Source organism: Streptomyces sp. NPDC028305 (genome assembly GCF_055569495.1).
Genome location: NZ_JBVHTN010000005.1, coordinates 216,867 through 237,744, shown reverse-complemented (window position 1 = coordinate 237,744; position 20,878 = coordinate 216,867). Strand labels below are relative to the sequence as shown.

General features: G+C 67.9%; 14 protein-coding genes and 1 pseudogene. 5 read left to right on the top strand and 10 right to left on the bottom strand.

Annotated features, from left to right (window positions below):
* Positions 1–11: 11 nt before the first annotated feature.
* Positions 12–326, bottom strand: a complete 315-nt coding sequence (locus ACZ4WQ_RS22000) for a hypothetical protein (protein WP_385348265.1) — start codon at positions 324–326, stop codon at positions 12–14.
* Positions 327–523: 197 nt separating this feature from the next.
* On the opposite strand from ACZ4WQ_RS22000, the gene ACZ4WQ_RS21995 reads away from it, so the two are divergent.
* Together ACZ4WQ_RS21995 and ACZ4WQ_RS21990 are read left to right on the top strand one after the other, a co-directional pair.
* On the top strand, positions 524–1,378 hold the full coding sequence (locus ACZ4WQ_RS21995; RefSeq protein ID WP_385348268.1) for a helix-turn-helix domain-containing protein: 855 nt from the start codon (positions 524–526) through the stop codon (positions 1,376–1,378).
* 84 nt (positions 1,379–1,462) lie between these two features.
* Positions 1,463–1,660: a DUF397 domain-containing protein gene (locus ACZ4WQ_RS21990; RefSeq protein ID WP_385348271.1), complete on the top strand. Its 198-nt coding sequence runs from the start codon at positions 1,463–1,465 to the stop codon at positions 1,658–1,660.
* A gap of 625 nt (positions 1,661–2,285) precedes the next feature.
* On the opposite strand, the gene ACZ4WQ_RS21985 is transcribed toward ACZ4WQ_RS21990, so the two are convergent.
* From ACZ4WQ_RS21985 to ACZ4WQ_RS21965, 5 genes and pseudogenes are all read right to left on the bottom strand, one after another.
* A complete protein-coding gene (locus ACZ4WQ_RS21985) occupies positions 2,286–6,971 on the bottom strand; it encodes a putative T7SS-secreted protein (RefSeq protein ID WP_398373727.1) in 4,686 nt (1,561 codons plus the stop codon).
* Positions 6,971–7,552 (bottom strand): hypothetical protein, encoded by a 582-nt coding sequence (locus ACZ4WQ_RS21980; protein ID WP_398373726.1) that lies wholly within the window; start codon positions 7,550–7,552, stop codon positions 6,971–6,973. Before ACZ4WQ_RS21980 ends, ACZ4WQ_RS21985 begins: the two co-directional genes overlap by 1 nt.
* Before the next feature lie 705 nt (positions 7,553–8,257).
* Positions 8,258–8,500 carry a hypothetical protein gene (locus ACZ4WQ_RS21975; RefSeq protein ID WP_398373725.1) on the bottom strand — a complete coding sequence of 81 codons (243 nt, stop codon included), beginning with the start codon at positions 8,498–8,500 and terminating at the stop codon, positions 8,258–8,260.
* 494 nt (positions 8,501–8,994) lie between these two features.
* Positions 8,995–9,087 (bottom strand): annotated as a pseudogene (locus ACZ4WQ_RS21970) (DUF1062 domain-containing protein); the annotation flags it as partial.
* 399 nt (positions 9,088–9,486) lie between these two features.
* Entirely contained in the window at positions 9,487–10,062 is a 576-nt protein-coding gene (locus tag ACZ4WQ_RS21965; RefSeq protein ID WP_398373724.1) for a TetR/AcrR family transcriptional regulator, read from the bottom strand.
* 92 nt (positions 10,063–10,154) lie between these two features.
* Between ACZ4WQ_RS21965 and ACZ4WQ_RS21960 the strand changes: the two genes are divergently transcribed.
* Entirely contained in the window at positions 10,155–11,090 is a 936-nt protein-coding gene (locus ACZ4WQ_RS21960; protein ID WP_398373723.1) for an NmrA/HSCARG family protein, read from the top strand.
* A gap of 632 nt (positions 11,091–11,722) precedes the next feature.
* Here the strand turns inward: ACZ4WQ_RS21960 and ACZ4WQ_RS21955 are convergent.
* The gene (locus ACZ4WQ_RS21955; protein WP_311723675.1) at positions 11,723–12,289 is read right to left on the bottom strand and encodes a class I SAM-dependent methyltransferase; all 567 of its coding nucleotides are present in this window, start codon (positions 12,287–12,289) and stop codon (positions 11,723–11,725) included.
* A gap of 131 nt (positions 12,290–12,420) precedes the next feature.
* Between ACZ4WQ_RS21955 and ACZ4WQ_RS21950 the strand changes: the two genes are divergently transcribed.
* Entirely contained in the window at positions 12,421–13,701 is a 1,281-nt protein-coding gene (locus ACZ4WQ_RS21950; RefSeq protein WP_358847750.1) for a sensor histidine kinase, read from the top strand.
* Positions 13,698–14,396: a response regulator transcription factor gene (locus ACZ4WQ_RS21945; protein ID WP_311723677.1), complete on the top strand. Its 699-nt coding sequence runs from the start codon at positions 13,698–13,700 to the stop codon at positions 14,394–14,396. The genes ACZ4WQ_RS21950 and ACZ4WQ_RS21945 overlap by 4 nt, the downstream gene beginning before the upstream one ends.
* A 137-nt stretch (positions 14,397–14,533) precedes the next feature.
* Here the strand turns inward: ACZ4WQ_RS21945 and ACZ4WQ_RS21940 are convergent, their stop codons facing one another.
* From ACZ4WQ_RS21940 to ACZ4WQ_RS21930, 3 genes are all read right to left on the bottom strand, one after another.
* The gene (locus tag ACZ4WQ_RS21940) at positions 14,534–15,007 is read right to left on the bottom strand and encodes a hypothetical protein (protein ID WP_311723678.1); all 474 of its coding nucleotides are present in this window, start codon (positions 15,005–15,007) and stop codon (positions 14,534–14,536) included.
* A gap of 264 nt (positions 15,008–15,271) precedes the next feature.
* Positions 15,272–15,757, bottom strand: coding sequence for a hypothetical protein (locus tag ACZ4WQ_RS21935; protein ID WP_394816729.1), 486 nt, complete (start codon positions 15,755–15,757; stop codon positions 15,272–15,274).
* A 243-nt stretch (positions 15,758–16,000) separates the two neighbouring features.
* Positions 16,001–20,734, bottom strand: a complete 4,734-nt coding sequence (locus tag ACZ4WQ_RS21930) for a putative T7SS-secreted protein (RefSeq protein ID WP_398373722.1) — start codon at positions 20,732–20,734, stop codon at positions 16,001–16,003.
* Positions 20,735–20,878: the final 144 nt, after the last annotated feature.

Genomic DNA, 20,878 nt, shown 5'->3' with positions numbered 1-20,878 from the left:
CCGTGTGCGTCTCAGGCCGCCTCGGCCGCCTCGAAGCTGGGCACGGAGGGCGCGGCGAACCAGAGCAACCGGGCTGTGATGTCGCCACGGCGCCCGAACCACCAGGTGGCCCGCTCGGGTGACTTGAGGCTGAGGCGGTGTCGGCCGTCCACGGTGACGACGTGGGCGCTTCCGTCGTCGTACGCCAGTCCCCAGGCGGCGATCTCGCCGTCCGGCTCGCCTGGGGCCGCCTCGTACTGGACGGTGACGGCGAAGACGCGCGGGGCGTTGTCCAGGGCGAGTTCACACAGCTCTTTGTCGATGTCGAGCGGGGGTTCATTGGCCATGGAAGTCTCCCGATCCGGAGGGGAATTGGACCAAGGCGAAGCCGTGCACATACGGTGGCGCGACATCGCCAGCCGAAGTGGCTTGCGTCACACCGTAGCGTGAATTGTGGGCTGCATCCCACACTTCTTGCAGATGGAGCCCAAGTACGCCCGTTAGGGTGACACGCACGCCTCGACCGATCATGGAGAGATCGCCCATGGCCTCGACCAGCCGCCCACCAACCGTGCGACAACGACGCCTTGGCGCCGAGTTGCGCAGGCTCCGCGAACGCACAGACATGTCCGCCACCGAGGCCGGTACGCACTTCGGCGCCAGCCAGTCACGCGTCAGCAGCATCGAGGCAGGGCGTTACGCGGTGAGCGCAGACCGGGTCCGGGCGCTGGCCAGTCTGTACAACTGCGGGGATCAGGAGCTGATCGAAGCGCTCACGGAGTTGACCGGGAGACAGACCCGGGGCTGGTGGGAGCAGGACCGGGAAGTGCTACCGGCAGGGCTACTCGACCTGGCCGAGCTTGAGTATCACGCCACGTTCGTGCGTGTCGCCACCATGGTTCATATCCCAGGGTTGCTCCAGACCAGGGACCACGCCCGCGCACTGTTCGACTCCACTGTGCCACCGCCCCCGCCACACGAGGTAGAACACCGCCTGTCATACAGGATCAAACGGCAGGGCATCCTTCACGGGGCGGAGCCGACACCGTTTACAGCGATCATCCACGAAGCGGCCCTGCGATTGGGGTACGGAGGTCCCACCGTCGCCCGCGCTCAACTTCAACATCTCATCGACATGGGCGAACAGGACAACATCAATGTGCTGGTGATCCCATTCGGGGCGGGACCCCTGCCCGGTTCCGGTCAGCCCATTGACTACTTCGGCGGTTCCGCCCCTCAGCTCGACACCGTCTCACTTGACACAGATCTCGGCGCACAACTACTCGACGCGGAGGCACATCTCATGAAATACCGGAGTGTCCTGGAACGGTTCGAGAGCTACGCGCTCAAGCAAGATGCATCCCGCAGCCTCATCCACCACATCGCACAAAACATCTGACAAGGAGGGGCCTTGCCTGCCCTGACCTCTTGGCGAAAGTCGTCCTACAGCCACGAAGGATCCAACTGCCTCTACGTAGCCAGATTGCCGATTGACTGGCAATCGTCCTCCTACTGCGGCGAGGGAAACAGCTGCGTAAACGTCGCCACCCCCACCCCCGACGCCGTCAAAATCCGCGAGAGCGACGACCCCGACATCACCCTCACCACCACCCCCGCCACTCTCGGCGTCTTCATACGCGCGGCCAAGAAAGGCCGATTCGACCACCTGTACAGCAACTGACTCGCTCACTCCCACCCGCAGGGAGGAACCTAAGTTGATGGCGATGTCGTGCCGTTGCCTGCCTATCTCGCCCGCAACCCATCGAACGTCTTGGGACGTGTTGCCCATGCCCTCATGACAGAACTCCTCAAGAGTTACCCGGACCTGGCAGAGAGGAAGAGCGCTGTTCGGGTCATAGACCTTGGAATAACCCAAGGCGGAAACAACTTGGGAGTCGAAATCCAGGGAACTCCGCTTATCCGAATCGAGCTGCGGGGCAGCACTGCCCGATACAGTCTGACTGCCCGCTGACAGCCGTCCCTGAAATCCCGGGCGGGCCCATCGCGGAGTGACTCGGCGCAAACCGAGTGACCCGGCTCGTCAGTCAGAACGCACGAATTCAGGGATGCCGATTAGCGCCTCTGGATCATCGAACGAACGTGCATCGATTCCCTCAGGCACTTTTACTCGTGACACAGAAGCTCCATGCAAGCACGATTCGCACCAGACCAGAGCATAGCCTACACGGGTTTGCAAGTTTGCAATATATCGAAAATCGATCCGCCGGCGTCCGCAATTTGGACACGCGGTCTCGCTTGACCCTGTATTACTTACCTGCAAGAGCGTCTTTAGCCATGCCTCCCTGTTACTCACTGGCCAGGGTCCCATTGTGATAGTTCCAGAACTGGTATTCCGAGGCATAGGCAGCACGCTCCCAAGCGTGTTCCTGTTCAAGCGACTTCGATGGGCCATATAGATCGATCTGCATGACATGCATTCGTTCGTGTCCGATGGTCTTCACCAAATTCTCCTTCGACGAGAAGGCGTCTGGATACAGAGTGATCGTCCTGTCTGGTGCCGTGTGTCCGTATAGATCTCGGCCGATCAGATCCGGGTCTCGGTCAATTCTCACTTTCACACCTTCGAGTCCGACCCCGGCCTCCTTCGCTACCTGATTAACGACACGCTTCTGCATCGCTATCGGAAGGTCGCTGAACGGTCCCGTATTCGATGTTCGCCGTTCCAGGCCCTTCCCAGCGCCTTCTCTGGCAGCAGGGCAAGGCGCAAGTCCGAAGGGGTCAGTCCAGGTGTGAGGGTTGTGGATGTAGGTGGCGGGATTGGGGGCTGGAGTAAGGCCTAGGGGGTCAGGGGTGAGGTAGCGGGCGGTGGTGGGGTCGTAGTAGCGGTGGTGGTTGTAATGGAGGCCAGTTTCCGGGTCGTAGTACTGGCCAGGGAAGCGAAGAGGGGTGTAGGTAGTGCTGGTGGTGGCCCAGGTGGTCGCCCCCCAGAGGGTAGTGCGGGTGTGCCAGGCGATCCCGCCAGACTCGTCGATGAGTTCCGTGGGAGTGCCGACGAGGTCCGTGACGACGGCGAAGAAACGCCGGTCGATCTCCTGCTGGGTGGTGGCCTCGGTGATGCGCTCCGTCTGGGCGATGGGGTGCAGGCCATCGTGGTCCCAGGTGAGGGTGACCGGGTAAGGGAGTTCGGCTGTGGTGGTGGTCTGTTCGACGAGAGTGGAGCCGTCCCAGGTGAAGTCCACCCGCTCCAGGACAGTTTCACGGTCCGCCCCCAGCCGCTGCTTGGCGGTGCGACGGCCGAAGGAGTCGTATAGGTAGCGCCACAACCTGCCGTCGGGAGTGATGACGGAAGTAAGCCGGTCTTCGGCATCCCAGGTGTAGCGCCAAGTGTCGGGCTTCGTAGACAGCCGGGTCTTCTGTCGGAGGGTGAGGCGGCCCGCGGCATCATGCTCGTAGCGGATGTTGCCCGCGCCGGTGATCTGGGTGCCGATGTAGGTGCGGGTGCCGGTTGCTTCCTGAGCAGGATGGGCGCTGGGCCAGCTGGCCTGGGTCTGGTTGCCCGCCTCGTCGTACGCATACCTCTCGGTCCAGTCCAGCGCCTGAACGGTGGTGACCCGACCTGCCCCATCAAGGTCGAAAGTGCGACGGCCGGAGAGTTGGTCGTCGATCGCGGTGACATAGCCGTCGGCGCGGTAGGTGTAGGTGCGGCGCTGGACCAGTCCGAGGGTCGGTCCCGTCAGGGCCTGTTCGGTGAGGCGGCCAGCCCGGTCCCACATATGGGAGAGGGACAGTTCGTCCCCAATGCGACGAGTGACCTCGCGGCCTGCGGCGTCGTAGTCGAAGGCGACGGTATGGCCGGAGGTGGTGAGTGTGGTGCGGTTGCCTGTCGCGTCAAAGGTGTACGTGGTGGTGGCGCCGGTGGGCGTGGTGCGACGGATGCGGCGTCCCAAGGCGTCATAGGCGTGGGTGAGGACCCGGCCGTTGATCATTTCGGCCTTGACGCGGCCCATACGGTCGCGCTGGTACACCACTTCTGAATCTGGGCCGGTGGCCTGGAGGAGGCGGCCTGCCGGATCGTAGGTGTACCGGGTGACGCGACCGTCGGCAGCCTTGCTGACAATGCGCCCCGCAGCGTCGTGCTCGTAGTGGAGCGTCTGGCCGAGCGGATTGGTGTGCTCGGCGAGGCGGCCTGCCGCATCGTGGGTGTAGGTCAGGGTGCGGTCGTCGAAGTCCGTCTCCGCGACCAGGCGGCCGGCCGGGTCATAGGTGTACGACCAGGTCAGGCCCTGAGGGTTGGTGACCTGGGTCAGCCGCAGGTGAGCGTCATGCGTGAACTCATAGCGCACGCCATCCGGTCCGGTTCGGGCGGCCAGCAGGTCGAAGTGAGTGTACTCGTACGAGGTCACCCCACCCGCCGCGTCAACGCTTCGCGTGCAGTTGCCCTCGCCGTCGTACGTCCAGCTCTCCGTCGTCCCGTCCGGGCCGGTGCGGGCAGCGAGTTTGCCCTCGACCGTCCACCGCAGGTGTGCGGTGTGGCCCAGGGGGTCGGTGAGGACCACCGGTCGGCCGAAGGGGTCACGCTGGTAGCGGGTGGCGGCGCCGAGGGGATCGGTGATCTCCACCGGTAGCCCCGCCGGGTCACACATCACGCCTGTGGTTTGCCCTAGCGCATCAGTGATGGCGATCAAGTGGCCACGGTCGTCATAGGCGTAGCGGGTGGTGTGGCCGGTCGGATCGGTGACGCTGGTGCGGTGGCCCGACTCGTCGTAGGTCTGGCTCCATGTGGCGCCGTCCGGGCCGGTCACGGACGTCGGCAGACCCAGGGCGTTGTACGCGGCGCTGGTCTCATGGCCGTCCGGGCCCGTGATCTTTGTGAGGTGGCCTGCCTCGTCGTACGTGTAGGCGGTGATGTGTCCGAGCGGGTCGGCATGAGTCAGGGGGCGGTCGTGGCGGTCGTAGGTGGTGCGGGTGGTGTGACCGAGCGGGTCGGTGACGGCGACGATCTGGCCGGCGTCATTGACCAGGTAGCGGGTGGCGTGGCCGTCGGGGGTGGTGACGGTGGTGATGCGGTGGCCGGTGGCCTGGTCGATGCGGTCGTAGTCGATGCGGATCGATATGTGGCCCGCTTCGCCGCCTTCGGCAATGCAGCGGTCGCGGTTGTCGTAGACGTAGTCGTAACGGCGGTCGTTGGTGTCGGTCCAGGAGATGACACGGCGCTCGTCGTCGTACTCGAACCTCAGCGGCAGACCGGAGGAGTTGATGACCTCGGTGAGGTTGCCCTCGGTGTAGCCGTAGCCGAGCAGTTCCTGGTCGGTTCCGTCGGAGGCGGCACCTGCCAGGTGGAGGGCGGTGATCCGGCCGTCCTGGGTGGTCAGCTTCAGGTGGTAGCCAGCCGAGTGGATGATCCCGAGGGGGGTGCCGTCGGGGTCGTATTCAAAGGTGATGAAGTTGCCGGAGCGGTCCGATATCTGCTCCAGCCGCGCGACCCCGTCAGCCTCGTCGTTCGGGCCGGTGAAGTGGCGGGTGTGGCCGGTGGACGGGTCGGTGAGGGTGTAGTCGCCGTGTGCGTCCCGCTCCAGCGGCCAGCGGGGGCCTGCGTTCGGGAGCGTGGGCAGGTCGGGTGCGGGGTGGGGGTAGGACAGCAGCAGGCCGTCCTCGCTGATGAAGACGACCCCTTCGGCGTCGACCTCCAGTCGCTGGTCCGCCGTGCTCGACCACGACGGGCCGAACCAGCGTCCCGCCGGGTAGCCCGACTCCACCCGGCGACGGAAGATCAGCGGAAGCACGCCCGGCAGGGTCACGTCCGTCTGGGGCAGGAACATCTTGCCTGTCGCCAGATCGACCGGGTCTGTGCCATCGGTGGTCTTCTTGGCGTCCTGCGTGCCGTGGGCGTTCGGTCCGTCCTTGTCCAGGGACTTGCGCGCGCCGCTCCGCCCACGCCGACCGTACTTGCCCGCCGTGGCGCCCTTGCGCGCCGCGCCGATCCCCTTGGCACCCACCACCTCGGGGAGGAGCCTGCCCGCGCCCTCGGCGGGGTCCTTGGCGAACCCCTCCAGCATCTGCTTGCCCGCGCCGAAGGGGTCGCTGGCCAGGGTGACCAGCCCCGCCGCCGTGTTGTTCAGGCCCGTCGCGTACTCGGCCGGGTGCAGGATGTTGTACGGGTCCAGCGGGTTGAGGCTGCGCGCGAAGCCGATGACCCCCGCGCCGCCCTTGATCACGCCCGCCGTGAAGTGCGTGGCGTCGAGTTTCAGGCCGGTCAGGCCGTCCTCCGCCTGCTCGAAGTACGACGGCTTGGGCGGCGCGGCGTCCCGGGCGGCCTTGACCGCGGTGCGGGCCGTATCCGCCGCTTCGTTGCGCTGGCGGCGGGCCTCGTCCAGCTTCTCCTGCGCCGCCTTGGCCTTGCCCGGGCCCGGGTCGGTGAACTTCCCCGGCTTACAGGCGTCCTTGCCGTCCTTGATAGCGGCGTTGTACGCGTCGACCTGCTCGTTGTAGGCCGTTCTCGCCTCCTGCGAGGCCTTCTTCGCTGCCTTATAGGCGTCGATGGCCTCCTGCGCCTGGGTCTGCGCCCACTCCACCGTGCCCGCGAAGGTGTCCATCGCGGTGGCGGCCTTCTCGCACGCGTCGGCGGCCTTGAACCACTTCTTCGGCTCGACCGCCACCTCCTCGCGGAACGCGTCCGCCGCCTTGCCCTTCCAGTGCGCCGAGTCCAGCCGCTTCAGACCATCCCCGACATCCGTGAACGCCTTCTTGAAGTCCCGCAGATGGCTCGCCGTCGAGCGGATCTTGCTCGCACTGCCATAGATCAGCTTCTTGGGGTTCTCGGTCTCGTCCAGCTGCATCTCGGCGACATCCGCGCCCAGCGTGTTCGCCGCCGAACGGGACTTGTCACGCAGCCAGTCCGCTCCGCTCTCCCAGCCGACCTTGTCCAGCCCTTCCGCGAGCTTGTTACCCCCGGCCTCGACGACATTCCCGAGTGCCTCGACACCGTCCTCGACCTTGTCCTCGATGACATCCGGGACCAGATCCCACCCCATCAGCCCGCACCCCCGCCCTGCTCGCCACCCTGCTGGTCAGGCGGAAGCGCGTACTGGGCGATGCTGCTCTTGCGGGAGATCTTGTCGCCCGTGGCCTGCCAGGTCCCCCGGATCTCCTCGCCCGCCTTCTCGTACGACTCCTTGCTGTAGTCCGGACGCCAGGTATCCCCCGAGAACAGCTCGCCCCACTCCTTCTGGGTGACTTCCTCCTCGCTCAGATGCGGGTTTCCGGCCACCGAGTTCGCCACGACCTTGTACGTGCCCTCGATGTACCGGTCCTCCTCCCACTGCATCCCCGCCGCGAGGCCCACCTTCTTGGCCAGCTTGTTCGCGTCCTGGATCAGGCCGCGCACCCCCCACTCCCAGCACTCACAGAAGTCCTCGAAGTCCTTGGCGAGGCCGTTGTGCCCCGCCTCCATCGACGTCAGCGACAACTCCTCGAACCCCGCCCCCTGCACCGCGCCCGTGGCCGACCCGATGTCCTTCAACTCGGCTATCGCCGCCCGCAAGCCCTTCGTGATGTCCTCTAACGCTTCCTTGTCCAGCGCGAGATCCGGCTCCTTGCCACCGCCACCGCTCACCGGGCGCCCTCCCCGGACAGCGCGATGCCCAGGGCACGTCTGAGCTCCTCCACTACACGCGTAGCGAGTTCACAGCAGCCACCCCGTCGTATCGCGATCTGCCCCGGCAGGCTCATCACGCCCCCTCACCCTTCATGGTCGAACCCCCGTGCTACGCAACGGTATTCGACAGACAACGGAGTGTCACCGCCATTTGCGGGCGTGTCACGGGCTCAGTGCGGTGGTTGCGGCCGCTCTGACTGGGTGCGTGTCGCACTCTCAGCGCAGAACGGCCGGCAGAGGGGAGGAAAGGGGGCAAGGAGCCGCCGTTGCCGTCAGGCCTCCCGGTGGCGCGGCGGGTGGGTGGTCCCGCCAACTCGTATCCATCACCAGCTCAACACAGATTTGCGGCGATTCTCTGCATGCGCAAGAAACCTTCATCGCTGCACGCGAGAACAACCTGGAACCGCGCCCGGCCCTTCACGCCACATCTACCAGCACATCCAGGAAGATGTGGCGGCCAAGGCGCGGGCCGCCGCGACGGCGCCGGCCTCCTTGCCCTGCCAGCACGCGCGAAGAGGCGGTGCACGAACCGATACGGGTGTGCACCGCCCCTTCGTACGCCATGCTCAGGAGGCCGCGATACTCCGCACGTTGAGTTCCTCAACGCGCTCCAAACCGGCCTCCTTCGTATCGACCCGCTTCAGGTCTGACCGGTACCGCCGCTCAGGTCGTGTAGTAGAAGGCGTAGCCGTCCTTGCCGCGCGGCTGACAGGTGAACGTGGTTATTGCACCCTTCTGGGCCAGAGTGTTCCCCACGGTCAGGCACTTGCCCAGGCTGCTGTACACGGTCCCCTGGTACGGCAGGAGCGGGCTGGCCGAGGCCGTCCCGGCGCCGAACATGGACAGGCCCACGGCCGCTGCCATGGCGCCGACGACAAGCGTGGCCTTACGGGAAACGGAATTCACTTTCTCTCCACTCTTTTCGATGCCTGAGGTCAGGCATTCCGGAATTCTCGCGAGATCGCCCGATCGGGCCGAACGGGCCGAACGGGCTGAACGGGGCATTCACGGAAGGCGCGGATAATGCGCGATCGGCTCCAGCGGAAAGCGGTTTTACTCGCCTTCCGCTCCTGCGTCCATCCTGTGGATTGCGAATACAGGTGTCGGGACTGCGAGGGTCGGAGCGGCGGCTGCCGCAGCGATCACTCCCCCTGCAGTGAGGGGCTTCTTGATTCGGGACATTGTCCGGCCGGCTCCTTGTGCTGCCGCCATACGTCGGATGGAAACCCAAAGGCCGACATCGCCCGAGAGAGCCGTCACCACTTAAACGGATCACAGTCGAACACCCTGGGGGAATGCGAGATTAGCAGGACTGACTTGTCATTAGGTGACATGATCCGTGCGCACTTTGTTCGCCTGCCCGCCGAAGGGAAACGACCGTACGGCGACTGCCAGGCCGGCCGATCGGGTCGACCCGAGCCGCCCACGTCGCGGCGCCGTACGACCGGGTCCTGGAGCAGTTCGGCTGCCACATCGGGGTCGTTGTCGTGCAGGTGGCGATGCCTGGCGGCGGGCGCCCGCATCACCCTCGGCCCACCGGACATGTCCTACGAACTGTGCGGCCAGTTATGGGCGGAGCCAGAGCCGGATCACGGCAACGGTGACGGTGCGGTGATTCTTCCAACGCCCGCCCCGGCCCATATCGCCTGAAACGATGAGTGTCCGCCACCGGTCACGCGACCCATCGGACAGCGCCTGATTCCTCCGGGCGTCGATCGTCCGGAACAGCGTCTCGCCCACATACCCAACCGCCCCGGCGGCGAAGGGTCATCGTACAGACGTGCCACCGGACCGGCTCGCCGTTGCGGCGGAAACGCAGCTGCTCCACGTCGCTCTCGTCGCGCACCAGCTCGACGTCGGCGGCTGACCACCGCGCCCCCCGTGCACGCCGGTCAGCCGCCGGCGCCGCGCGGCGCCAGCCCCTCCGTCACCAGTGTCAGCAGCCTGTCCATTTCGGCCGCGCCGTTGGGGTGGTGTTCCGTGGCGAGGGCGATGCCCGCGACCACGGTCAGCAGGTCGGCGGCGGTGGCGTCCGCCCGTATGGCGCCCGCGGCGACGGCGCGGCGCACCAAGGGGGTGGCGGCGGTGGCGAGTTGGGTGGCGCAGTGTTCGCCTTCGACGGGGGTGTGGCCGGTCAGGGCTGCCGCCATGCCGCGCGCGCAGGCGACGTAGTGACCGATGGCGCGCAGCCATTCCAGCAGCGCCGCTTGGGGGTCGTCCCGCGCGGTCAGGTCCGCGGCGAGGTCGCACAGGGCCTCGTACCGCTGCTCAAAGACGGCGGCGAGCAGGGCGCCACGGTTCGGGAAGTGCCTGCGCAGGGTCGCCGATCCCACCTGGGCGGTGCGGGCGACCTGCTCCAGCGAGACGTTCGCGCCGTGGACGGCGACCTCCTCCGCCGCGGCGGCGAGCAGGCGCGCGTGGTTGCGGCGGGCATCGGCGCGCTGTGTGCGGGATTGGACGTCGGACACCTTCGTCACCTTCGACCTTTGCTAAATGGCGGACCCCTCCGTATTGTACGCGGTAGATAAATGGCGGACCCCACCGTTTAGGAGGCTGCGGCATGACCACCGCATCCGCACACGCGCCCGTACTCGTCACCGGCGCCACCGGCAAACAGGGCGGCGCCACCGCCCGGGCCCTGCTCGCGCAGGGCATCCCGGTACGCGCCCTCGTACGCGACCCGGGCAGTGAACGGGCCCGCGCCCTGGCTGAGCTCGGCGCCCAGCTCGTCACCGGCGATCTGCGGGATCGCGACGCCGTGGCGCGGGCCGTGGACGGGGTGCGCGCCGTCTTCTCGGTGCAGATGCCGGACCTGGCCGACCTCCAGGGCGACGCGGAGTGGGTGTGCGGGCGCAACCTGATCGACGCGGCGGCCGAAGCGGGTGTCGAGCAGCTTGTGCACACCTCCGTCTCCGGCGCCGGACAACACCGTGAGGAACCCGGCTGGGCCGAGGGGCGCTGGAAGGCGGTGGAGCACTACTACGAGACCAAGACCGCGCTCCAGGACCGGGGGCGGGACGCGGGATTCCGGTACTGGACGCTCCTCAAGCCCGGCTTCTTCATGGAGAACTTCCTCGAACCCGGCTTCATGTTCGGCTCCGATGGCCGCCGACTGGTAACCGTCCTCAAGCCCGACACCGTGCTGAAGCTGATCGCCGTCCAGGACATCGGCCATGCCGCGGCGGCCGCCTTCGCCGACCCCGAGCGATTCCACGGCGTGGAGCTGGAACTCGCGAGCGACGAGCTCACCATGACCGAGGTCGCCGCCGTGCTCTCCCGCGCCAGCGGAACCGAACTGGCCGCGCCGGACATGACGGTGGAGGAGGCCATCGCCGCGGGCATGCCGCCCGTTTTCGGTGTCTCGTACGACCGGCTGAACGTCGTGGGACAGCCCGCGTCGCCGCGGTACGCGCTGGCGCTCGGCCTGAGCGTGACGGGCTTCGAGGAGTGGGCGCGGGAGCACGGGGCGGCTCTGCCGCCGGCCCGTCAGGGGTGACCGCTCGTGCTGCCCCGCGACCGCCAAGGTCACGGGGCGGCATCCGGCCTTGGAGACCAACGGGACAGCCAGTAACGCCAAGCACTTGATCTTGGATGACCGATAGCGCGTGAGGTCCCTTCAGCGCCGAGCGTCGGTCACGAGGGAGCTGACGCGGCTCTCGTACTCCCGCCGGGCCTTGCGCTGTGCCGGGATCGCTGGGTTGCCGTCGAGAGGCTGCCAGCGGGCGAGATGATCGCGGTGGACTGCGCCCTGGAGGGGTGGAGGCGGCTGAAGGTGCCGGACTCCCCCACCGGGCGGGGAGGCCGGAGACCGGCGGAACACGGTGGGGGCGCGAAAATTCGTGGGCGCCGGTCAAGTCCACAGTGCGGCAGACCCGGCGGGCGGCACGCTGGTGGATATGGCGACACCGGCCGACGGCCTCGCGACGCCGGGAACCTGACCGGCAGTCGGCGCAGAAGAGCGGCCACCCCAGCGTGCTGACCGGCGGCGATCGGCCGGGGAGGAGTCCCGCTATCCCTTTCGGCCGTATCTCGGCTGGCTCTCTACTCCGTGTTCTGCGTCCGAGTGCCTGGAGCGTACGGGCCAGGTCAGGGCCTGGGCCTTCCCGGCCGCGGCCCTCGCCCTCGCGGTCACGGCTTCTGGGTGGCCCGGTGCACGAAGGCGGGTGGGAGGTTTGGCCACACCACGGTCGAGCGTTCCAACCGGCTGAAACGGCGGGAAAGTTCGGCGGTGAAGTGACGGGCGGGCGGAGTCCAGGCCGCGTGCAGATAGGCGAAGGTGGTGAACCGGCCGCCGGGCTTGAGGACTTCGGTCACGGCGTCCAGGATGTGCCCGCGCTGTTCCCGTGGCATGACCGTCCACGGCAGCCCGGAGATCACCGCGTCGACCGATTCGCCCACCGCGGCGGCCAGCTCGGCGGCCGAACCCCGTATCACGGTCAGCCGTGTGTCGTGCCGGGTGGCCGACAGCCGTGCCGCGAGCACCGGGTTGAGCTCGATCGCGACGAGTCGTGCGTCGGGCGCGAGCCGGGCGAGGACAGCGTCGGTGAACACCCCGGTTCCCGGGCCGAGTTCGACAACGAGCCGAGCCCCCTCCAGGCCGATGCCCTCGGTCATCGCGTACGCCAGCCGTCGTGAACTGGCCGCTATGGCCCCGGTCATGAGGGGCCGTCTGAGGAACTCGGCGGTGATCGACATGGCGGCCATGGTGGAAGCACGCCGGGTGGCTGCACGTCGTATCCCCGGCCGGTACGTGTACGACCGTGGGAGGACTCCATGGCGCCCGTCGGGACGATGTGGGGGAGCGGCCCCGGCCGTAGCGTGAGGTGGTGCATCGGCTGATGGAGACCCTGCCCCGCTTGCGGCGGGGCCACCCGTGGCTGACGGACGTCCTGCTGGTCGTGCTCGTGGCGGTGCCGCCGGTGATCCGCCCGCAGCCGGGCTGGCGGCCGGTCTGGGTACAGGCGGGCGTGTACGTCGCCCTGGTGCTGCCCCTGCTGTGGCGCCGCCGTCGGCCGGTGCTCGTCGCGGCCCTGGTGACGGCGGCGTTCTGGGCGCAGTATCTCGGACAGGTGTGGGGACAGGAACCGGGACGCGGCGCCATCGCCCTGGCCGCGGTCCTGGCCACCCTCACTGTGCGTGGCCTGCGCCGCGCCGCCGCGGCGACGGTGGTCTGTGCCGCCGGCTGCGTTCTGCTGTGGATTCCCGCGTGGCAGCGGGACTACGGGGGCCCGGGTGCCCGGGGGGCCTGGCTCACTCCGCTCGCGGTGGGGCTCCTGCTGGCCGGGGCCTGGGTGTTCGGCGAGTACGTCCGTGCCCGGCGCGCCTATGTCGCCGAGTTCGAGCGGCGGGCCGCGCTCGCCGAGTCGGAACGCCTCGCCCTGGCCCGGGTCGCCGTCGCCGAGGAGCGGGCGCGCATCGCCCGCGAGATCCACGATGTCCTCGCGCACAGCGTGAGCGTGATGGTGCTGAACGCCGAGGGCGGCAGGCTGATGCGGCAGGTCGACCCCGCCGTCGTCGATCGCACCCTTGGCGTCATCAGCGCGACCGGCCGCGAGGCCCTCGGCGAACTGCGCCGGCTGCTGGAGGTGCTGCGCACCCCCGACGCGGACGCCTTGGCCGACGACTCCGGCTCCGGTCCCGATGGGGCCGCCGAACACCTCTCGGCCGATCTGCGGCGGCTGGTCGGACGCCTCAACACGAGCGGCAGGCGCGCCCTGCTGGACCTTCACGGAGAGCGGGACGGCCTTCCGGCGGATCTCACCGTGCAGACGTACCGCATCGTGCAGGAGGCGCTCACCAACGTCGTCAAGCACGCGCCGCCGGACACCACGGTCCATGTACGGGTCGACACCGGCAGGCAGGGGCCCGGGCGGCTGGTCCGCGTCAAGGTGGAGAACTCGGCCGGAGCGGGAGCCGGGACGGAAGCCGGAGCGGCGGGCGAGCGTCCCGCCCCGCTGCTCCCGTCCGGTCGCGGACTCACCGGCATGCGCGAGCGCACCGCCCTGTACGGCGGGCGCGTCGACGCCGGGCCCACACCCGACGGCGGCTACCGCGTCGCCGCAACCCTGCGCCCCGCCGAGCCCGAGCCCACCAGGGCGACCCCATGACCGACCCGACCCCGACCCCGACTCGCACCGCGTCATCGTCCCGGGTGCTGATCTGCGACGACCAGGAGCTGATCCGGATGGGGCTGCGCATGGTCGTCGACAGCCAGCCCGACCTCACCGTGGTGGGCGAGGCCGCCGACGGCGACGCGGCGATCGCGGGCGTGGCCGCCCTGGAGCCGGACCTCGTCCTCATGGACGTACGCATGCCCGGTCTGGACGGGCTCGCCGCGACCGAACACCTCTGCGCGCGGCCCCATGGGCCCCGCATCCTCGTCGTCACCACCTTCGACCTCGACGAGTACGCCTACGCGGCCCTGCGTGCCGGCGCCAACGGCTTCCTCGTCAAGGACGCCCCCGCCGAGGAGATCCTGGTGACCGTCCGCGCGGTGCTGCGGGGCGAGGTCATGGTGGCGCCCTCGCTGACCCGGCGCCTGGTCGAACGCTTCGTCCTGCACGCCCCCGCGTCCGCGCCCGCCCAGCGCAGCCGCCTGGCGGCTCTCACCGAGCGGGAACGGGAAGTCCTCGCCCTGGTCGCCCGGGGACTGGCCAACGGCGAGATCGCGGAGCGCCTCTTCGTCGGGGAGACGACCGTCAAGACCCACCTCGGCCGGATCCTGACCAAACTCGGCCTCCGGGACCGTATCCACGCGGTGATCTTCGCCTACGAGAGCGGGCTGGTACGGGTCGGGGACTGAGCGGGGATGGGCCTCCCGCCTGGTGGCCCGCATCGTTGTGGTGAGCGTGTGACAGGTCATACCGCGCACCAAGTCCAGAGCGGGTGGGGAAGACCACGGGCTGGATTCCTGGACCGCACACAGTGGATTCGGCGCCCCTACTTCGCGCCGGGGTCCAGCAGTCGGCGGATGCGCTCGTACTCGGCCGCCATCTCGGGCGTGGCGAGGAAATCGTCGAGATCGGCGGACACCTCGTGGTCGACGTCCTCGATGGAACGGATGGCGAGTTCGTAGAGCTCGCCGCGCCGGTTCTGCTCCAGGTAGCTCTTCCAGTGCGCCAACGCGCTGATGGCGGTGAGAACTCCCGTGTCCAGATCGTCATCGACCAGGATGCCGCCATAGATCGCCGCAAGCTGGTCGTGCAGCTCGGCGGCGCTGATCGTCAGGACGTTCGCGCAGGCGGTGGTGAGTGCCGCCCGGGCGTCTTCGGTGAGTTCGTCCTCGGCCGCACCGCGCAGCAGCTCCGGCCGCACCAGACGGGTGACCGTCTGCTCTCCGAAGGCACGAACACTGCCCTCGGTGGCTTCGACGATGAGCCGGAGAACGTCCGCCTCAAGTTCGCTGTACTTCACGCCCGCAGCCTAAAGTATCGGCTCCGAAAGTCCTTCGGGGGTTGGCTTCGGGGCCGGTCGTGGGGTCTACCGGGGGTTGACGACGTGCTGTCCCCTCCGGACCGCCGGGGGGAGACCCGCGCGTTCGCGGAACTGAAGGTTCTTCAGCGCGAACCCAGGGGTCCAGCGGTGTGTGTCAGGCTGACACGTCGGTGAGTTCGGGTGGAACACGAGGATGCTGAGCGATCCACAGACTTCGGCGGCGATGTCAGCGGACATCCTCGGCTATGACGGGCGCCCGCCGAACTGCCAGTTGTGCACCTCAATGTCGGCGTACCGGTCCGGGGTCAGGATGGCGCGTGCCGTGCCCGGGTCCGGCGCCCGGACCAGCACCGCGGTACCCAGCCAGGTGGCGCCGTCGTCGGACGGCAGCGGCCCGTAGGCGATCAGCTCGTTCCGGTCGGGCGGCACCGCGAGGTCGGCGGCCTGTCCCGTGCCGAGGCCGATCACCAGGTACCGGTTGCCGCCGGTCCGGCCGCCGGGATCCGCAGCTGGGTGTCCTCCGAGCCGCGCGGCCGGTTCATCTCGTCGATCGGGCACGCGACCACCCGGCCGGTCATCCGGTGGAGCTCGACCTTGTGCCGCAGCTCCAGAATCACCGACCGGGGGACCCCGAAGCCGTGCGCGCCTTTTCAATCGGCCCGGGATCGTACCGAAGTTCCGAGGGGTCGACCTCGTACGGGGCGGCCCACCAGTCAGGCACATAGCCATCTGGGTAGTGCTCAAAACTTCGGCACGTACTGCACCACTCCCACAGCCTTCCGCGGCCGGTGAAACTCTGTCCGCCAAGAACTTTCGGCTCGCCACCTTCCAGGATGTACCACCTGTGCAGCGTCCTCGCCGAACATACTGGGCACGGAGACGAAATCCGAGAACCGCTCCAGTCCTCGTTGAAGATCCGACGCCACTCCTTGTATACGGCTGTGCCGAGCTCACGCCACTCGGTCGATTCGCTCACCTGTTGCCCTCGATCCAATCCTGCAAAGCATTTCCAGACCCATAGGGAGTGCCATCGGCCAACGAGCCTTCGTCACCGTGAACTTCCCCATGGAAGCTCTGATGCTTTAGATAATATCGCGCGTGACTGAGCTCATGGGCAATGGTATTCGCCGCAGTGGCGTCATCGATGATTCCACTCGGACCGATGCGAATGACCCGGCCTCCTTCCGCGGCTCGCGTAACACCGGCCTGTCCCGGAGGGAGATCCGGATCGTAGATCACCCGGATGTCCTGGCCAGAACCCCTCAGATTGATACCGTACTTTTCGGCTACATCTCTGAGGTACGTGTCCTTGTCCAGGGCGTTGTCGAGTGTCCGCTCCACCTCTCCTTGCCTGGTCCCTCGCGCACCCCTCTCATCAGGTGCTTCAGGAGTGCACGGAGAGAGACCCAACGGGTCGACCAGCACATGGGGATTCCGGACGTAGGCAACGGGATTGGGAGCGGGCGCGAGCCCTAACGGGTCGCTCGAAAGATACCGGGCAGCCTCTGGGTCGTAGTACCGGTGCACGTTGTAGTGCAGACCGCTTTCGGGGTCGTAGTACTGACCCGGGAAGCGCAGCGGAGTGTACGCGGTGCTGCCTCGCGCCCAGGTCGTACGGCCCCACAACGTGGTACGGGTGCGCCAGACGATTTCGCCGCGCTCGTCGATGAGTTCCGTGGGGGTGCCGACCAGGTCGGTGACGATGGCGAAGAAGCGTCGATCGACTTCGTGTTGACCTGTGGAATCAGTGATGCGCTCGGTCTGGGCGACGGGATGGAGATGGGCGTGGTCCCAGGTAACCGTCACCAGGTCTGAGCGGCCCGGAACGGTCGTGGTCTGCTCGACGAGGGTGTTGTCGTCCCAGGTGAAGTCGGCCCGTTCCAGGACGGTTTCACCGTCCTCAGCCAATCGCAGCTTGGCGATCCGTCGGCCGAGAGGGTCGTAGAGGTAGCGCCACACCGTGCCGTCGGGGGTGGTGACGGAGGTCAACCGGTCCTCGCTGTCCCACGCGTAGCGCCAGGTGTCCGGCTTCTTCGACAGCCGGTTCTTCTGCCGCAGCGTGACCCGCCCTGCGGCATCGTGCTCGTAGCGGACCCGGCCCGCGCGGGTGATGCGGGTGCCGGTGTACGCGCGCTCGCCCGTTGCCTCCGCGCCCGGGTGCTTGGCGGGCCAGGTGGCGTGGGTCTGGTTACCCGACTCGTCATAGGCGTACGTCTCGCTCCAGCCCTCTCCCTGGACCGCTGTGACCCGGCCCGCCGCGTCCAGATCAAAGGTGCGGTGGCCGGTGAATTGGTCGTCAGTCGCGGTGAGGTGACCGTCGACCCGGTAGGTGTAAGCGCGGCGCTGGACCATCCCGGCGACCTCTCCCGCCAGGGACTGTTCGGCCAGACGGCCCGCCGGGTCCCATAGTTGGGACATGGACAGATCGCGGCCGATGTGGCGGACAACCTCACGGCCCGCGGCATCGTGCTCGAAGCCGAGGGTGTGGCCGGTGGCGGTCAGAGTCGTGCGGCGGCCTCCGGCATCGTAGGTGTAGACGGTGGTGGCTCCACCGGGGGTGGTGCGGCAGGTGCGGCGCCCCAGGGCGTCGTAGCGGTGCGTCGTCACACGGTCGGCCACCGTCTCGGACACCACGCGGCCCATCCGATCCCGCTGGAAGATCACCTCTGCGTCCGGGCCGACGGCCGAGACCAGCCGTCCGGCGGTGTCGTAGCCAAAGGTGGTGGTCTGTCCGGAGACGTCTCTGGCGACGACGCGGCCGAGCACATCACGTGCGAAGGAAACGGATTCCCCCATCGGGGTGGTGCGTGAGATCAGATCCCCGGTGGCGTCGTGCCCGTAGCGGACCGTACGGTCATCGAAGTCGGTCTCGGATATCAGTCTGCCTGCCGGGTCGTACTCGTAGGACCAGGTCAGCCCCTGCGGGTTGGTGACCTTGGCCAGACGCAGCTCGGCGTCGTGCTCGAACTCGTAACGCACCCCATCCGGGCCGGTCCGCGCGGCAAGCCGATCGAAGTGGGTGTACTCGTACGAGGTCACCCTGCCTGCGGCGTCGACGTGGTTGGTGCGGTTACCTTCACCGTCGTACGTCCACGACTCCTGTGCCCCACCCGGCCGGGTTCGACGCAGGAGCTTGCCCTCGACCGACCAGTCCAAGGCAGTCGTCGCACCGAGCGGGTCGACGATGGCGACGGGACGGCCGAACCCATCACGGCGGTAGATGGTGACCGCGCCGAGAGGGTCGGTGACCTCCACGGGCAGACCGGCGGCGTCGCAGCGCAACTGTGTCGTTTCGCCAATGGCGTTGGTGACCGCGGTGAGCCGGCCGAAGTCGTCATAGGCATAGCGAGTGGTGGCCCCGGCGGGGTCTGTGACGGCGATGCGGTTGCCGCGCTCGTCGTACTCCCGGGTCCAAGTGGCCCCGTCCGCCCCGGTCAACGTGACGGGCAGTCCCGAGTCGTTGTAGGCGACGCCGGCCCGCTTGCCATCGGGGCGGGCGAAACCCGCCAAGCGGCCGCACTCGTCGTAATGACATTCGGTGCGGCGCCCGAGGGCGTCGATGTGGGCCAGTAGCCGGCCGTGGCGGTCGTATTCGGTCCGGGTGTACGCGCCCAGCTGGTCGATCACGCCGACGACCTGGCAGGCGTCGTTGATCAGGTACTTGGCGGTGTGGCCGGCGGCCGTGGTGACGGTGGTGATCCGGTGGCCGGTGCGCTGGTCGACGCCGTGGTAGTCCAGCCGGATGGAGACATGGCCTTCGGTACCGCCCTCCGATATGCAGCGGTGGCGGTTGTCGTAGACGTAGTCGTAGCGGCGGTCGTTGGTGTCGGTCCAGGCGATGACGCGCTTCTCGTCGTCGTACTCGAACCGCAGCGGCAAACCGGAGGAGTTGAACACCTCCGTGAGATTGCCGTCGGTGTAGGCGTAGCGGACGATCTCCTGGTCCGAGCCGTCGGGGGCGGCGCCCGCGAGGTGCAGCGCGGTGATACGGCCGTCCTCGGCCGTCAGCTTCAGGTGGTAGCCCGCCGAATGGACGATGTCGGTCGGGGTGCCGTCGGGGGCGTAATGGAAGGCGATCCGGTTGCCGTTGCGGTCGCGGATCTCGTCGATCGGCGCGATGCCATCGGGTTCGTTCCGGGGCGCGGTGAAGGAGTACGTGCGGCCGTTGTCGACATCGGTGAGGGTGTAGTCGCCGTCGACCGTGCGCTCCAGCGGCCAGCGCGCGATGCCCGCCGTGGGCAGGGTCGGGAGGTCGGGTGCGGGGTGCGGGTAGTCCAGCAGACGGCCGTCCTCGCAGACGAACACCACACCCTCCGGGCCGATCTCCAGGTGCTGATCGGCCGTGCTCGACCACGAAGGCCCGAACCACCGACCCGCCGTGTAGCCGGACTCGACTTGGCGGCGGAAGACCAGCGGGAGCATGCCCGGCAGTGTCACGTCCGTCTGGGGCAGGAACATCCGGCCGGTGGCGAAGTCGATCGGGTCCGAGCCGTCCGACTTCTTCCCACTGTTGGGGGTGTCGTGGCCATGCGGCCCGTTCTCGTCCAGCAGGCCGCGGGCGGGCGGCTTCGTCTCGGCCACACGCCTCGCGGTGGTCGCGACCCTCTTGGCGCCGCCCAGGCCCCTGGTGCCGATCAGCTCGGGCACGAGTCGGCCGAGGCCCTCGGAGGGATCCTGCTGGAAGGTGTCCCACATGCTGCCCAACGTGCCCCACGGGTCATTGGCCATCTGGACCAGCCCGGCGGCCGTGCTGTTGAGATTGGTGACGTACTCCGCAGGGTGCGTGATGTTGTAGAGGTCGAAGGGGTTGATCTGCCGCGCGAAGCTGACGACGCCCGCGGTGCCCCTGATGATGCCGCCGTAGAAGTGCGAATAGTGCAGGGCCAGCCCCGTAAAGCCGTCGTTCACCTGCTCCGCGTACGACGGTTTGTCGGGCGCCGCGTCGCGCGCCGTCTCCACCGCCGCCTTCGCGGTCGTGTGCGCCTCGTTCCGCTGTCGCCGCGCCTCGCCCAGGATCTCCTGGGCGACATTGAGATGCGAGGTGCCCGGGTCGCGGAACTCCCCCGGCTTGTCCGGCAGCGTCGAGCGGTCACGCTCGCCGGCGGGTGCGGCGTTGTACGCGTCGACCGCCGTGTTGTACGCCGACACCCGCTCGTTGTGTGCCGAGCGGGCCTCCTCCGACGCCTGCTTGCCCTGCTTGTAGCGGGCGATGGCCTCCGCGGCCTGCCCTTGCGCCCACTCCACCGTCCCCGCGAAGCTGTCCAGCGCCCCGGCGGCCTTCTCACAGGCGTCAGCCGCCGTGAACCACTTCCTCGGCTGGACCGACACGCTCTCCCGGAAGGCGTCCGCCGCCGCGCCCTTGAGATGGTCGGCGTCCAGCCCGCGTAATCCCCTTCCCACATTGTCGAACGCGGTCTGGAAATCACTCAGATGATCCGCCGTGGAACGCAGCTTTCCAGGGCTGCCGTGGATCAGCTTCTTCGGGTCCTCGGTCTCGCCGAGCTGCATCTCGTCGACATTCGCGCCCAGCGCGTTCGCCGCCGAATCCGACGTTTCCCGGACCCAGTCCGCACCGCTCTCCCAGCCGACGTCGTCCAGCCGGTCCGCGGTCCAGTCACCGGCGACGTCGATGGCCTCACCGACGTCCTCCACCCGGTCCTCGACCCAGTCCTCCAGCGAGTCCGGAACGAAATCCCCCCACCCCATGATCGCTTATCCCCCGATCAGCGTCCGTATGAGCAACTCCCCACACGGTAGTGCCAAAGAACGGCAAAGTTGCGGTCAAGAAGTCCGCTGTTGCAAATCCCGCACAAACGGGATCCGGCTGTATCAGGGGGCGCGCGGGATCGG

Excerpts from the sequence above, each read along its gene's own strand:
- ACZ4WQ_RS22000 (WP_385348265.1), bottom strand. The coding sequence starts at position 326 with ATGGCCAATGAACCCCCGCTCGACATCGACAAAGAGCTGTGTGAACTC.
- ACZ4WQ_RS21995 (WP_385348268.1), top strand. The coding sequence starts at position 524 with ATGGCCTCGACCAGCCGCCCACCAACCGTGCGACAACGACGCCTTGGC.
- ACZ4WQ_RS21985 (WP_398373727.1), bottom strand. The coding sequence starts at position 6,971 with ATGGGGTGGGATCTGGTCCCGGATGTCATCGAGGACAAGGTCGAGGAC.
- ACZ4WQ_RS21960 (WP_398373723.1), top strand. The coding sequence starts at position 10,155 with ATGACCACCGCATCCGCACACGCGCCCGTACTCGTCACCGGCGCCACC.
- ACZ4WQ_RS21955 (WP_311723675.1), bottom strand. The coding sequence starts at position 12,289 with ATGTCGATCACCGCCGAGTTCCTCAGACGGCCCCTCATGACCGGGGCC.
- ACZ4WQ_RS21945 (WP_311723677.1), top strand. The coding sequence starts at position 13,698 with ATGACCGACCCGACCCCGACCCCGACTCGCACCGCGTCATCGTCCCGG.
- ACZ4WQ_RS21935 (WP_394816729.1), bottom strand. The coding sequence starts at position 15,757 with ATGGCTATGTGCCTGACTGGTGGGCCGCCCCGTACGAGGTCGACCCCT.
- ACZ4WQ_RS21930 (WP_398373722.1), bottom strand. The coding sequence starts at position 20,734 with ATGGGGTGGGGGGATTTCGTTCCGGACTCGCTGGAGGACTGGGTCGAG.